Here is a 15304-nt window from a genome sequence, read left to right on the forward strand (position 1 = left end):
CTCTACTGTGCGTCGCGGCTTGTCGGAGAGACCGGTGCATTACTGGCAGGTGCCGCTGGCAACGATGTCGTTGGTCCACTGGTCACTCGAGTAATGTTCTCCGTGCTCGATTGTTGTGTTTGTGGTGCTGTTACAGGCGATGCCACCGTTTTCACAGACTCAGTTGCCGTCGCTGTCGAAACTGTTGCTGCCGAAACTGCCGCGGGTACAGATGCTGATCCGCTAGTGCCAGATTGTGCTGTGGGTATCGCTGCGCTCGTCGTGGCTGGCGGTGTCACAACAGTAGCGGGTGATACCACCGCGGGTGTTGTTCCCGTCGAATCAATCTGTTTTAAGTTCTCGGCTTTTTCTATATCGAGTGCTTTGTTATCTAAATTCTCGTGCTCAATATCATGTTGAGTCTGTTTATTCAGTACCAAGATACTGATACGACGGTTAACCGGATCATCTGATTTCTGCTCTTTTAAGCGCATCGTCGATGCCATACCTACCACGCGTAATACTTTGCCTTCATCCAAACCACCGGCCAGTAACTCACGCCGCGAAGCATTGGCACGATCTGCCGATAACTCCCAGTTGCTGTAACCCCGCTCACCCGAAGCATACGGCAAGTCATCGGTGTGGCCAGACAGACTGATCTTATTGGGAATGTCATTCAGAATTGGCGCTATGGCACGTAAGATATCGCGCATATACGGTTCAACCTGAGCACTCCCCATCTTGAACATTGGCCGATTTTGGCTATCGATAATCTGAATTCTCAGCCCTTCATCCATCATGTTAATCAACAGATGTGGCCGCAAAGCTTTCAGTCTCGGATCCGATTCAATTAATTGATCCAGTTTTTCCCGTAACTTATTAAGCCTATAGACTTCTTTGCGACTTTCTTCAGAATCAATGTGCTTACGTACTTCACCCACTTGTTGGGTGGGATCATCACCACCGCCAGGAATTGGGCTGGTACTGTCGCTGCTTTTCTCTCCGCTGGACAGTGCAACTTTCAACGGCGTGCGAAAATATTCTGCAATTTGCGTCAGCTGTTGCGGGCTGGAAACTGACAGCAACCACATCACCAGAAAGAAGGCCATCATTGCTGTCATAAAGTCAGCATAAGCAATTTTCCATGACCCGCCATGATGGGCTTGACCATGTTTGGCTTTGCGCTTTTTGACCAGAATAACGGGGTGGTTCTGATGCTTCATGCGTCCTCTTCTGTCGCTTGCGGTGCCGGAGCTTTCACTCTGCGCACATGCTCCTCCAGCTCAATGAACGAAGGACGTTCTGTGGTGTAGAGCGTTTTACGACCAAATTCCACAGCAATTTGCGGCGCATATCCGTTCAAGCTTGAAAGCAAAGTCACCTTGATGCACTGCATCATTTTGGTGGTTTCCGCACTCTGTTGACGTAGCAACGTCGCTAGCGGTGAAATAAATCCATATGCCAACAAAATACCGAGGAATGTCCCTACCATTGCATGGGCAATCAACGCTCCGAGTTCGGCGGCTGGCCGGTCTGCGGATGCCAAGGCATGCACCACCCCCATAACGGCGGCAACAATACCGAATGCAGGTAGAGAATCACCGACCATCGCCAGGCTACCGGCAGGCACTTCGCATTCTTGCTCGTGAGTTTCTATCTCTTCATCCATCAAGGCTTCGATTTCGAAAGCGTTCATATTCCCACTAACAATTAACCGCAAATAGTCGGTAATAAATTCTACTAATACCTTATCGGCCAAAATTCTCGGATAATTAGAGAAAATTTCACTTTCCAATGGACTTTCTATATCCCGCTCCAACGACAGCATTCCTTGTTGACGAGATTTTGCTAATAAGCGGTACAGCAGCGCCATTAAGTCCATATATAGGACTTTATTATATTTAGAGCGGCGCATCAGTTTTGGCAGTGCTTTCATTGTGGCTTTTATTGCTTTGCCATTATTCCCCACAATAAACGCGCCAATACCCGCTCCCCCGATAATTAAAAACTCAGCGGGTTGATATAATGCGCCTAAGTGACCACCGACAATGATGTAGCCGCCAAAAACCGCACCTAAGACCACGATATAACCCAAAATAACTAACACGCGATATCCTTAGCAAAGTGTGTGGGTGGAAGGTGAGGCGTTAGCACCCTTTGAGGGTCATAAGTTGCCATTAACGGATGACAGAAACGGTATCCATACCGCTGCTATCACCGAAAATTCTGACAACTCAAAGAAACTCAAACTGCGCGTCTAACCTGCTCATCCAGCAGTTGTGATGTAATATCGGCAGATTGTGGAGAAAGTTTACGTTTTTTTACTGCGCGGGAAGGTGGCTGGCAGAGACTGCAAACAAAGCTGTTTCGTGGCTGATGCGCATGGGTGATAAAAGTCCCACCACAGCAGTTGCAACCCGAAAGTTGTAACATTCCACTGTCGACGAAGCGAACCAAGGTCCAAGCTCGGGTTAACGCCAGTAATGGCGGTATTCCGGACTGATCTGGGCACTGTTCCAGATAAAGACGATAAGCCTTAATAACGGCCTCAACACCGGTGCATTGCCCACTTTTTAGTAAGAAACTATAAGCGTTATAAAACATCGATGAATGAATATTTTGTTCCCAAGTCATAAACCAATCGGTCGAAAACGGTAACATTCCTTTAGGTGGAGGGCTGCCTCTCAGCTCTTTATAGAGCTTAATTAAACGCCCCCGGCTGAGTTGCGTCTCGCTTTCTAACATCTGCAAGCGTGCACCTAAAGTTATCAACTCCATTGCCAAATGAATATCTTTGGCTTCTTGGACAATACTTTTCTCAACCATCAGTCATGCTCTTTTCTTAGACGCACTACCGTCTTTTAACGATAGCTCATGGAGTAAGTGACTCGACAATAAAATTCCGGTATGGATTTGCTGCAAGTCATCCACACGAGATTCTTTCGTCAGATGATGAATTGTATTGTGGTCACTGAAACGGAAATGACAGACCAGTTGGTTAGTCTCAGCTAATTTAACCATCTGCGGTAATGTTAACTGTGATAATGCATCGGCCATAGTATCTGTAATACCGAGACGAAACATCGCTGAGGCTTTCTCATCGTTAATTAACCGTTGTGCTAAAAGCAAGTATGACAAATTAATATCATAAATATGTTTGAGTAATTCAGACGTACTCATTTTACACATCCCGACTGATTATGTTTAAAACATAAGTTGGATGATAGTATTCCTCACCCAAGACCTGGGATCCTTCCCGTTATACAGTTAATTAAAACCTATAAAACTAAAAGTAATTGAAACCTGCTGGTGCAACATCGCAAAAATAGCGTTTCGGTATGAAATGACATGTCCTCTATCTGGCAGATTTATTTTAAGCTGCTCTGATTCTGATATTGCATCTTCGACATGAAACTTTTCTTACAAAATATTAGGAATAATCCTAAAGAGACCCAACTCTACTCCCGAATCGTTAGCACATACAATGTGACTAGTGATTCATTTTAAATGTAATGTGACACGCATCACAAAAATAAAATATAAATTCATTTTCGACACCTTTTTTTGGCTATTTTTTAATCACCTGTGCGTTCAAAAAATAGCCAGAAGTCAGAAAAGAGCTAAAAAACTAAGGATATAGGCCCAATTCTTAGTGTTTTTAGATCAATTCGAACAAAAGTATACCTAAAGCAAAATAGCAGAATATAAATCTGCCTTAACAACAAATTATTAGCATTAAGACCTGATATGTGAATTTATAACTCGAAAATTCCATAAGTAAGCCTCCGGAACTATTATGTTTTAACGAATATTTATGCGATGCCAAAAGTGCTTTTCATCGTTTATTTATTAACCTATTCGTCTTTTTTCGTTAAAAATATCGATAATGCGTATTATAAAAGGCAGCAGAGGTAACCACATGTTTCACCTTTGCTGCGCAATTCCCTTTTCACAGAACACTTTTTCAACTTTGGTCTATATACGTATTTTTGCAAGGGAGTTGTAATGTAAATGTAATGGATATTAATTAATAATGTTTAATATATAAGCTTCACACATCGCGTCCTGAGCATTAACGCTATTCAATCCTATGCTATAAATGGTTTTCCCCTTGTTAGAAGCCAAGTGTGATTAACATCGCATTTCTTAAAAGAGAGATCCCCTAACCTTTACGCTATAGCCGTGCTTATGGGAGCTTAATAATGGGATACAGCAATGTATTAGTCGCAGTAGCCCTTTCACCCGATAGCCAACAATTAGTGAATAAAGCAGTTTCTATCGTCCGACCTTATTATGGCCGCGTCTCATTAATTACCCTGACAACGGAACCGGAAATGTACAGTAGTTATGCGGCCCCGATGTTGGGTGATTTACGCTCGCTATTGGAAGAAGAGGCGTTGTTGTTTATGGACGAATTAGCTAATAATGCTGATTATCCCATCGAGAAGCGAAATGTTTTTCATGGTGAATTCGCCGAGAGCATGGCTTATTTTTGTCAGCAACAGCACATTGACCTGGTGATATGTGGCAACCACAGTACAAGGTTACTCAATAAGTTTTCCTGCTCAGCGGCTCGATTGATTAATACCAGTACAGTGGATGTGCTGATCGTACCTCTCTAATCAGGCAGCCCTCTTCTCTCTCAAGGTGTTCGCCCCCCCCAAATAAAAACGCTTTTCTCACTCTTGCGCACTATTAGCTGAACTCCTTCTGAAGAGTTCTACTATGATTTTCAGCACTCACTCTTTTAATACCCATATTGAATGACTCTAAATAAGGGAATCCGATGACTCAAGATAAAATCAATAATCGCCGCATTCTATTGGCATCACGCCCTCACGGCATGCCCACTCACGAAAACTTTACCTTAGACACTCAACCCATCCCACAACCCGCTGCAGGGCAAGTGTTGCTACGCACACGCTATCTATCTCTCGACCCCTATATGCGAGGCCGGATGAGCGATGCGCCATCTTATGCCGCGCCAGTAGAGGTGGGTGATGTGATGGTAGGTGGTGCTGTCTCACGGGTTGAAGCCTCGCAACATCCGGACTTCCAGGTTGGGGATTGGGTGCTGGCTTATAGCGGCTGGCAGGATTATGCGTTATCGGATGGCTCTGATATTCGCAATCTGGGGCCGCAACTCTCCCATCCCTCACGCGCACTCGGTGTGTTGGGGATGCCGGGCTTTACGGCTTATATGGGATTATTGGATATTGGCCAGCCCAAGGCGGGTGAAACATTGGTCGTGGCAGCGGCCAGTGGAGCCGTTGGTTCCGTCGTCGGGCAAATAGGTAAATTGAAAGGATGCAAAGTCATCGGTATTGCTGGCGGAGCGGAAAAATGCCGCTATGTCGTTGAAGAACTGGGCTTCGATGCATGCATAGATCATAAGGCAACGGATTTTGCGCAACAACTAGAAAAGGCCTGTTCAGCGGGCATTGATATTTATTACGAAAATGTAGGCGGTGCTGTTTTCGACGCGGTATTACCCTTATTAAATCCACGAGCTCGCATCCCGGTTTGCGGCTTGATAGCCCGTTATAACGACACAGAATTACCAGATGGCCCGGATCGTTTACCACTGTTGCAAAGCACCATTTTACGCAAACGCATTCGAATGCAAGGATTTATCATTTTTGATGACTATGCCCCGCATTTTGATGACTTCTTACAGCAGATGACCCCTTGGGTCGAGCAAGGAAAAGTCAAGTTCCGCGAAGATTTGGTTGATGGATTGGAGAATGCACCACAAGCGTTTATCGGTTTATTGGAAGGCAAGAACTTTGGCAAGCTGGTTATTCGTGTCAGTAATGAATAACCATCATAATTCCGGGGCCTATTTGGCCCCGGATATCTTTATGACATAAACGTCCGTCAGTGTCCGTTGTTAGAACCACTTGCCGAAACGGCGGATATAAAACTGCTTCATCAATTGCGCAACAACACAGTAGCTAATTAAAGTACCGGCTAACCATGGGAAATATTGCCATGGTAATGGTTGCAGCCCAACCAATGTTCCTAATGGTGAGAATGGAATATAGATACCTATCGCCATAATGACACCAGTGGTTAATAACACTGGCAGTGCCGCTGTACTTTGAATAAACGGAATTTTTTGTGTGCGCAACATATGAACGACCAATGTCTGCGACAATAAGCCCTCAATAAACCAGCCTGATTGGAACAAAGCTTGATGCTCAACGCTGTTAGCCGCAAAGACAAACCACATCAGTGCAAAGGTAGTAATGTCAAAGATCGACGAAGTTGGCCCAATCCACAGCATAAAGCGACCGATATTTTTAGCATCCCACTTGCGCGGTTTACGTAAAAACTCTTTATCCATTTTATCCCACGGCAGAGAGAGCTGAGAGATGTCGTACATGAGGTTTTGCAGCAGTAAGTGAATGGCAAGCATGGGCAAGAATGGAATAAATGCACTGGCCACCAACACGGAGAAGACATTACCAAAATTCGAACTGGCGGTCATATTCAAGTATTTGATGATATTACCAAAAGTCTCACGCCCTTTAATCACCCCCTCTTCCAACACCATCAAATTCTTTTCCAGCAAGATAATATCGGCTGACTCTTTGGCAATATCAGTGCCCGTATCCACGGAAATCCCCACATCCGCATCGCGCAATGCCGGGGCATCATTAATACCATCACCAAGAAAACCGACAGTGTGGCCGTTGCTTTGCAGCATTTTCAAAACACGTGATTTTTGCAGTGGCGTCAGCTTGGTGAACACCGTGCGCAACTCCACTTCTCGCGCCAGCGTTACATCATCCATGTTCTCGATATCGAGGCCACTCAGCGGTTCACCTGGTTCCAGTCCGACATCGCGACAGATTTTAGCCGTAATTATCGGGTTATCACCCGTTAGTACTTTTACTGCAACGCCATTTTCCCGCAATGCAGCAATCGCCGCCTCGGCACTCTCTTTGGGTGGGTCAAGGAACGTCAATAACCCTTGAACAACCAACTCGCGCTCATCATCAATATTTAAAGGTAATTCACTCAGTTGCGTACCCAACTCACGAGTGGCCAATAGCAGAACACGAAAACCGTCTTCATTATATTGCGTCGCCAATGCCAACAAGGAGGTGCGGCGAGTTTCATCCAGTGGATAAATATCATCACCTTCGCGCACGTGAGTACAGATGCTCAGCATCTCTTCCACTGCACCTTTGCAAATCAATGTCTGATGCTGTTGTTCATCTTTCACCACGATTGACAAGCGGCGGCGAATGAAATCAAACGGTAACTCGTCCACTTTATTGAAACTACGCAAAGCATCAATTTCTGGCTTACCACGGCTGAATTTGATAACCGCTTGATCCATCAGATTGCGCATGCCACTTTGATGGAAGCTGTTAAGCCATGCCAGCTGTAAGATTCTGCTATCATTGCTGCCACGTGCATCTAAATGATGTTCAAGAATGATCCGATCTTGCGTTAATGTTCCTGTTTTATCGGTACATAACACATCCATTGCACCAAAATTCTGTATGGCATTCAGCCGCTTAACCACCACTTTGCGTCGCGACATCGCTATCGCGCCTTTAGCCAGGTTAGAGCTGACGATCATCGGCAACATTTCAGGTGTCAAACCCACTGCTACCGCCAACGCAAATAGCGCCGCCTCGCTCCAATCGCCTTTTGTGAATCCATTAATCAGCAAAACAATCGGTACCATCACCAACATAAAGCGGATCAATAACCAGCTAACACTGTTAACTCCCCGGTCAAACGCGGTTTGCGCGCGGTTGCCCACAATAGACTTAGCAAGCGACCCGAAATAAGTATGCCCTCCAGTGGCAACCACGACTGCCATTGCTGTTCCACTGGCAACGTTAGTCCCCATCAGACAAATATTCGACAACTCAAGTAATTCACTCTCGCTACTGGCATCTGCCTCTACAGATTTTGGTGCTATCGCCCCCATTGCATCATATTTCTCAATGGGTATGGCTTCTCCTGTCAGGATTGCCTGGCTGATAAACAAATCCCTGGATTTAATCAGTCGTAAATCAGCTGGGATCATATCCCCGGCTGATAATAAAATAATATCGCCCGGCACCAATTGCTTAATGGCAATTTCCTGTTTTGCCGGTTGAGCACTATGGCTGCTGCGGCGCAGTACTGTCGCCGTGGTGCGCACCATCGATTTCAGTGCTTCGGCAGCTTTGTTGGTACGGTATTCCTGCCAAAAACGCAGTAATCCACTGATTAAAACCATCGTCACAATAATACTAACGCCGACCAGATCGGTTTCCTCACCCCGTTGCAAAGGTAACCAATAATCAGTTACGAAGCTGATTGCCGCCAGAATCATTAAAACAAAAATAAAAGGGTTATTAAATGCAGCTAACAATTGAATCAGTGCCGGAGGTGCTTTCTCGTGTGCAACTTCATTGAGACCGTATAACTCCAACCGTTCTTTGGCATCTTCCTCTGTTAGTCCGTTCAAATTAGCATTCAGCTTGGACAAAGTTTGATCCAAACTATTTTTAGCCTCTAATGCAATAGTAAAAGGTTTCTTATTATTATTGCTACGGGCTGTACCTGTCTTTTGAAATTTGGTCATAACGCTTCTCTTTTAATTCTAAACGCACAGGGTTTATCCGCTCAATGATTGAGAGATAAATGTGCCGAACTATTATTGCGCTGCCAATTTTTATATTTAATTAGCAGCAGCTAATTAAGTTAACTCCGGGGTGATCGTCCATAACAACTCCTTACTACCACATGGGTCAGCATTATTTATTGACTGCTAAATTTAAAAAGCATATTAATTCCCTGACTTATACAGGTAACTCTGAAGTTATGCGCCAATGAATAGCACTAACACTCCGCTCCAGACTGACACGGCAAACAATACTTTCAATTTCTTTTTGTGCTGCGGGTGTCGCCATTATTTCAGCACAGACTTCTAATTGCCCAGGCTTAGCAATATCGGCACTGCATAATGACTGCAACCGTAATGCCACACCATTGAGGGCTTGTAAAATAAGGGTACGAACTAATACTTCATCTTCTGCACCACAAGTCACTTGAATGCGGTAACGAACTTCTAAATCAACGGCTTGTTGCTGAGGCTGCATATTAATACGTTGCGCAGCCTCACGTAGCAATATATTGGCGCAAAGAATAACTGCTGTTGCAGCAACAGCATTCCAATACAATCCCAGGCCACAAAGCACGCCAATCCCTGCTGAGCACCATAAAGTTGCCGCCGTATTCAGGCCTCGAATATTCATACCTTCACGCATGATAACGCCGGCCCCAAGAAAACCTATTCCTGAAACTACTTGAGCAGCAATACGTCCTGGGCTATCAGGTGAGGTGGCATAGGAACTGAGAATAAATACGGCCGCACCCGTCGCCACTAAGGCATTAGTCCGTAATCCAGCCATACGCTGACGCCATTGTCTTTCGGCACCAATTAACGCGCCCAGACACATCGCCAGTAATAAATTCACAACAAAAGGAGTTAACGCCATGATTCTCTCCATGAATTAATCATTGGTAGAATGTACCCTAAATAATTCGAGTTGCAGGAAGGTGGTAAGCGAGATAATCCCAATGAGCTTACTTATTTCTTAATATCAAGACCAGTAAGTGATTCGGACTATTGAGCGCAGCCAACGCATATGCAGCTTGAAGTATCACGGATATAATCATGTGCTATTTAGCACACAGGTCATGGTGCTGATATATACCTAAAGGTCAATCAGCAATAACGTGTGCTAGCGCCTGGAGGAAAGAGTGCGTGGCTGTTAAATACCATAATAAAAACCCAAACTAATAAACTCAAAATATCATCATTGAGTTAGAAAATCATAGGGTATGCACAGCTCAGGAAATACAGAGAGGGTGCTGCCCGCCATGTTTCGGCAAGCAACAAATCGGTTGGGAGATGAGTTAGCTTGCCTTGCTTATTTGACTACTACTTTGCGTATCCATTAGTTTCTCCATCGAAATTTTTCAAGAGTATAGTTTCCAATGATAATTATGTAAAGGTTATATTTCTAAACAAAACTTAAACCAACTGGAGTGATTAAATAATAGAAATAGCAATACATATATATGTCAAAATTAATAACACACATCATCACGTATCATTTTGTCAAGAATAAGACCAATACGGCAAAGTATTCACCTTGTTGCTCCACTGCAAACATAAAGTTCTCACTGGAGTTTTTCATGAAAGTATCGTAAACGACAACGATGACTTGCCAATTGTGGAGCAGCTTGAGTTATGCCGATTCACCTGATACCTCATTATTATTCACCTGCGAAAACAACTGCCATCAGTATTCCCCGTCACCCAGCTGGCTTGTGCATCCATTACCACAGCAGGATTAGCGGTTGGAGGATTAAGCAAAGCTCGGTTTACACCCACAAGTAACCGTTGATCAACGCTTGGTTTCTTTGTGGTTTTCCTGGTCGTTAAAACCGATTAACTGGCAATTCCCCTCCGCATGGAGATGGCATCACTGGAAAGTCAGCGGGTTAGAACATGCAGCTATCACCTCTGGTGGATGTATAGCCCAAAGGCATTTCTACCAACACACGCAACAGCAGCGATACAAGGCTTTATTCAGCGCCTGACTCAAAACACCGGTTACTGTGCCAACCTATCTTCAGCCCGTACCGCCAATATATTGATTAATACTCCTTACAAGCCGGATGACATCAATTTAAAAACCAGCGGTACAGCAACCGAAGATTATCAATGACAACCCAATGACCTTGGTGGCTTGTCGCCCCTCCCCCCCTTGGCAACACTACTGTGCAGCGGCTTCAATAAACACCCCCCTAACTGGCGCGAGACATATTGCGTCAGAGAAAATTTTTCAAGTCCTTGACGTCATTACAGAAATGTAATGACTCTTTAATCCAAACTGCGATCACGATCTCATTTATAGTCCTAACTATTTTAGGGCTGTTGCCGATAGATTCTTAAAGGACTGTTGAGATTTTTCAGACATAGGGGTGGATTAACTTTAAGTAGCGATGCCTTAACCCAAACTCATTGAAGTTGCCATTCGGCCGCCAACCACAATGTAACTTCATATAAGGGCAGATAGGGCAAGGACCTTTCCTCGAGCGACTATAGAAACGGAACTGACAATGAAACGTGGAAGTGCGCATAAGCCATTGGATATAAAAATAACGCCAGAACATAATAAAGATACGAAAGTGTTTTTTGTTAATAATATGCGTCTGGTCACTTTGTTTATCGCCATTTTGGCGGGGATACTGCTGTTATTTGCCGCGGCAATTGGTACGTCTGGATACTTTTTAAAACAAAGTAACCAATCGCTGGAAGAAGCAACTCAAGAACTCGATATCCGTCTGGGCCTGTCTAACAGCTCAAACCATTTGCGTACAGCACGCCTTATCTTAATTCAGGCAGCATCATCGGCACGAATTGGCGATGCGACAGGCTACCAGCAAGGCTTGAAGAATGCTGAAAGTCGTATTTCTCAGTCACAAAAAATGTTTGACCTCTACTATAACCGCCCAATCAAATCTGAAACGGACACCGCTCTGGATGGCCCCCTCAAAAAGGCCTATGAACAGTATCGCGACGATGGTATGAAACTCATGCTGGAGGCGACTAAAGAGGGTCATTTTGAAGAAGTTATCTCACTGGAAGCAGAAAAGCTTAATCAGTTAGATGATGCCTATAACGAGCCTTTGCTAAGAGCCATTAAATATCGCACCGAGCGCGCCAACGAAATTAATCAGTCGGCCCAGCAAGAAGCACGCCTTGGATACATCCTGATGGGGGGGGCCTTTATTCTCGCTATTTTGCTGACATTAATCGCTTTTTTAGTGATCAGCAAAGTCATTATTAAGCCGATTAACCGGCTGGTAGAACGGATTCAACGCATTGCTCAAGGGGATTTAACACAACGCCCAGCCCCATTTGGCCGCAATGAAATCGGCGTATTAGGTCATAATATTCAGCAAATGCAGGATTCATTATCCTCCACGGTTGAAGCTGTCCGCAGCAGTGCAGAATCTATCTATCAAGGATCCAGTGAGATCGCGCTGGGTAATACAGACCTCTCCGCACGAACCGAGCAACAAGCCGCCTCACTTGAACAAACCGCTGCCAGTATGGAGCAACTGACCGCCACCGTTAAACAAAATGCGGAAAACGCCCACCATGCCAGCCAATTGGCAGCGAATGCATCCGGTAAGGCAGCCCAAGGTGGTGACATCGTGAATGATGTTGTTAGCACGATGGATAAAATATCTCTTAGCTCAATGAAGATTGCTGAAATTACTAACGTTATTAACAGCATTGCTTTTCAAACCAACATCCTGGCATTGAATGCTGCGGTAGAAGCCGCCCGAGCCGGTGAGCAAGGCCGTGGATTTGCCGTGGTAGCCAGTGAGGTTCGTAATTTAGCGCAGCGCAGCGCTGATGCGGCCAAAGAGATTGAATCACTGATCGAAGTCTCAGTTGATCTTATTGGCGATGGCTCGATTCTGGTTTCTGATGCCGGTAAGGCCATGAACGAGATTGTCACGGCGGTCACGCATGTAACTGATATTATGGGTGAGATTGCCTCTGCCTCGGATGAACAAAGCCGTGGCATTAGTCAGGTCGCGCAGGCAGTATCTGAAATGGATAACGTGACACAGCAAAACGCCTCTTTAGTACAAGAAGCGTCAGCAGCGGCAGCCTCTTTAGAACAACAGGCGGAGATACTGACTCAAGCAGTTGCGGTATTCCATTTAAATGGACGTAACCCTGCCCCAGCACTTAAAACTCCAGCCCCAACTTCACCAGGTCAGAATAAAACCGGTGGCAATAAGAAGCCAACTGATGACTCGCTGAACTGGGAGACTTTCTGAGTTATTACTAGCACTATTTCAGCCAAGCTATAATTGCATAACCTGACAACAAAACCGGAGGCAAGGCACGCTCATCGTCCTCCGGTTTTTTATTGCCGTTCAATGAACGTACGGTAGATAAAGATATTGTAAAGGCTACTTGGGGAGAGGCTCAACAAATGTGCCATCATGACTATCAATCTCATTAAAGAACCAGACGCCTGCCGGATAATCTTCCAACGAAACCAAATACATAATACCTTCGCTAAACTGTTCTACCTCTAACACAACCCCTTCACGTCGTGGGCCGCCATCAGTTTTTACTGTCACCCGATCATTTACTTTCATGACATTACCTTCAATTAAATCAATGCTGCTAGTGTAGTACAGAATCAGGTGAGAATGATAAGGTTTACGCTCAATCAATAGTATGGTTTTGATGAATATATTTAAGCAGAAGGAAATAGTGGTTTTTGATAAAGGGCGGGCTTGGGGGATCCGCTAACGGAGGAAAGTGGCGGTTTATTATTTCTGATTGCTGAACGCCAGAAAGTAAAAAACCCGCCTCAGCGGGTTTTTTTATAATCAGCCAAAGGCCAATTAGATTGCAGTTACGTTTGCTGCAGACGGACCTTTAGCACCGTTCTCGATAGAGAACTGTACGTTCTGGCCTTCAGCCAGGGTCTTGAAGCCTTGATCTTGGATTGCAGAGAAGTGAACGAACACGTCTTTGCTGCCATCAGCTGGAGTGATGAAACCGAAGCCTTTAGACTCGTTGAACCACTTTACTTGACCTTTCATCATGTTAGACATGTGTATTTCCTTTATTAAAAAATTTTGCCACCATGGGCGTGTTATAGCCGGTTATCAGTCGTTACTTATGGAGGCACTATGAAGGAAATTCGTCAGTGAAGAGCTATCAACGATAACGCTTTAAATATGAACCACTTTACTCAAGATGTCGTGCATAAATAGGTCTGTACCACAGGCCGAGACGCATTAACTCATGACCGGCTTTTAATAGCAACTCTTTTTAGCAAGCAAACTGAAGATTGTTGTTTACATGACTAAAATAAAACCAAAAAAGCTATTTATTATACTCTTGCTGTTTGGTTTTAGGCAGGATAATCAGTAAAAACATTGTAAATACTCCCTAAGGCTTATTCTGGTTTGAGAATCAACAAAGCCCAAAAAACCTTCAATAGCCTGTTTTAATTTTATTTGCAGCCTGATGCTGAAAACTTATCCTTTGAATTTGCTATTATAAGCAACCACCTATCCTTAAGAGAAATACATGAAACCCAAGTCTGCCACTTTAGATGATGTCGCACGCCAGGCTGGTGTTTCCTATCAAACTGTATCGCGCGTTTTAAACCAGGCCCCTCATGTCTCGCTTAAAACCAGACATAAAGTTGAATTGGCTATGGTTGAACTGAACTATGTCCCTAATCGGGTAGCGCAGCAATTAGCCGGTAAACATAGCTTGACTCTCGGGCTCGCCACCACCGATCTTTCTTTGCATGCACCCTCGCAAATAGCCGCTGCAGTAAAAAGAAAAGCCGGTGAACTGGGGTATAATGTGGTCATTGCTATGGTCGATGACCATAGCGAACACGCCTGCCAGCAAGCTATAAACGAGTTATTGGCTCAACGTGTTGATGGGATTTTAGTCAATGTTCCTTTAAAGCCCAAACGCAGTCAGAAAATTGCCGACCAATGCGCTGATACTCCGGTGCTTTTTCTTGATGTAGACCCACAGTCTGCTGCATTCAGTGTTCTATTTGATCCTAAAATAGGCGCCATTCAAGGTGCCAACCATCTCATTGCATTAGGCCACCAGCAAATAGTGCTCATTTGCGGGCCCAAAGACGCTATTTCAGCCCAATTACGTCATCAGGGCTGGTTGCAGGCATTGAATAATGCCTCACTCACACCGCAAGCAGTCTACTATGGTGAATGGAGTGCATTGAGTGGCTATCAGGCAACACAGAAATTGATTGCCAACAATACCCCATTTAGCGCCATCTTGGTTGCTAACGATCAAATGGCACTGGGTGTTCTGCGTGCTCTGCATGAAATTAATGTCGATATTCCGAGTGAGGTTTCTGTTATCGGTTATGACGACACAGCAGACAGCGCATATTTCGAGCCGCCACTGACCACAATCAGGCAAAATTTCAAGTTATTAGGAGAAGAGTGTGTGTCCCGCCTAATCGTCAGGTTACACCAAACCATTGAGCCGACTTCTCACTCGTTATCATTAACAACTGAGCTGATAATTCGTCAGACCACTGCATCTGTTAATCCCACGCACCACAAAAACGAATAAATGCGATCACTCTCGACTATTTAACCAACCGCTATTTACTTTACTTTCAGCTGAACCCATCTTGATGTCATTAAAATTGTGAGCGCATAACATTTTCATGGTTAATACATTTTCATGACTAACTAATAGTGTTAG

13 protein-coding genes are annotated in these 15304 nt (G+C 44.6%); 5 read left to right on the plus strand and 8 right to left on the minus strand.

Going from position 1 to position 15304, the window contains the following annotated elements; all coding sequences use genetic code 11:
• Positions 1-2: 2 nt before the first annotated feature.
• From motB to flhD, 4 genes are all read right to left on the minus strand, one after another.
• Positions 3-1202: a flagellar motor protein MotB gene (gene motB, locus ACF3VQ_RS12375; RefSeq protein WP_392431198.1), complete on the minus strand. Its 1200-nt coding sequence runs from the start codon at positions 1200-1202 to the stop codon at positions 3-5.
• Entirely contained in the window at positions 1199-2086 is an 888-nt protein-coding gene (gene motA / locus ACF3VQ_RS12380) for a flagellar motor stator protein MotA (protein ID WP_005164494.1), read from the minus strand. The genes motB and motA overlap by 4 nt, the downstream gene beginning before the upstream one ends.
• A gap of 137 nt (positions 2087-2223) precedes the next feature.
• Positions 2224-2805: a flagellar transcriptional regulator FlhC gene (gene flhC / locus ACF3VQ_RS12385; protein WP_005164496.1), complete on the minus strand. Its 582-nt coding sequence runs from the start codon at positions 2803-2805 to the stop codon at positions 2224-2226.
• Positions 2806-2808: 3 nt separating this feature from the next.
• Positions 2809-3159 (minus strand): flagellar transcriptional regulator FlhD, encoded by a 351-nt coding sequence (gene flhD, locus ACF3VQ_RS12390; RefSeq protein WP_005164498.1) that lies wholly within the window; start codon positions 3157-3159, stop codon positions 2809-2811.
• 1022 nt (positions 3160-4181) lie between these two features.
• On the opposite strand from flhD, the gene uspC reads away from it, so the two are divergent.
• Complete coding sequence (uspC, locus tag ACF3VQ_RS12395; protein WP_392431201.1) at positions 4182-4601, plus strand: universal stress protein UspC; 420 nt, start codon at positions 4182-4184, stop codon at positions 4599-4601.
• Between the two features lie 164 nt (positions 4602-4765).
• Positions 4766-5800 carry an NADP-dependent oxidoreductase gene (locus tag ACF3VQ_RS12400; protein WP_392431203.1) on the plus strand — a complete coding sequence of 345 codons (1035 nt, stop codon included), beginning with the start codon at positions 4766-4768 and terminating at the stop codon, positions 5798-5800.
• Between the two features lie 69 nt (positions 5801-5869).
• Here ACF3VQ_RS12400 and mgtA read toward each other — a convergent pair whose 3' ends face one another.
• Positions 5870-8572, minus strand: a complete 2703-nt coding sequence (gene mgtA / locus ACF3VQ_RS12405) for a magnesium-translocating P-type ATPase (protein ID WP_392431205.1) — start codon at positions 8570-8572, stop codon at positions 5870-5872.
• A 217-nt stretch (positions 8573-8789) separates the two neighbouring features.
• Positions 8790-9488 (minus strand): MgtC family protein, encoded by a 699-nt coding sequence (locus tag ACF3VQ_RS12410; RefSeq protein WP_392431207.1) that lies wholly within the window; start codon positions 9486-9488, stop codon positions 8790-8792.
• A 981-nt stretch (positions 9489-10469) separates the two neighbouring features.
• Here ACF3VQ_RS12410 and ACF3VQ_RS12415 point away from each other — a divergent pair.
• A complete protein-coding gene (locus ACF3VQ_RS12415; protein WP_392431208.1) occupies positions 10470-10727 on the plus strand; it encodes a hypothetical protein in 258 nt (85 codons plus the stop codon).
• 394 nt (positions 10728-11121) lie between these two features.
• Positions 11122-12861 (plus strand): methyl-accepting chemotaxis protein, encoded by a 1740-nt coding sequence (locus ACF3VQ_RS12420; protein ID WP_392431210.1) that lies wholly within the window; start codon positions 11122-11124, stop codon positions 12859-12861.
• A 135-nt stretch (positions 12862-12996) separates the two neighbouring features.
• Here ACF3VQ_RS12420 and dsrB read toward each other — a convergent pair whose 3' ends face one another.
• Together dsrB and cspE are read right to left on the minus strand one after the other, a co-directional pair.
• Positions 12997-13188, minus strand: coding sequence for a protein DsrB (gene dsrB / locus ACF3VQ_RS12425; RefSeq protein ID WP_392431212.1), 192 nt, complete (start codon positions 13186-13188; stop codon positions 12997-12999).
• Positions 13189-13440: 252 nt separating this feature from the next.
• On the minus strand, positions 13441-13653 hold the full coding sequence (cspE, locus tag ACF3VQ_RS12430; RefSeq protein ID WP_002210893.1) for a transcription antiterminator/RNA stability regulator CspE: 213 nt from the start codon (positions 13651-13653) through the stop codon (positions 13441-13443).
• 481 nt (positions 13654-14134) lie between these two features.
• On the opposite strand from cspE, the gene ACF3VQ_RS12435 reads away from it, so the two are divergent.
• A complete protein-coding gene (locus tag ACF3VQ_RS12435; RefSeq protein WP_392431214.1) occupies positions 14135-15169 on the plus strand; it encodes a LacI family DNA-binding transcriptional regulator in 1035 nt (344 codons plus the stop codon).
• Positions 15170-15304 lie beyond the last annotated feature (135 nt).

The organism is Yersinia fenwicki, from assembly GCF_043099325.1.
Lineage (GTDB): Bacteria > Pseudomonadota > Gammaproteobacteria > Enterobacterales > Enterobacteriaceae > Yersinia.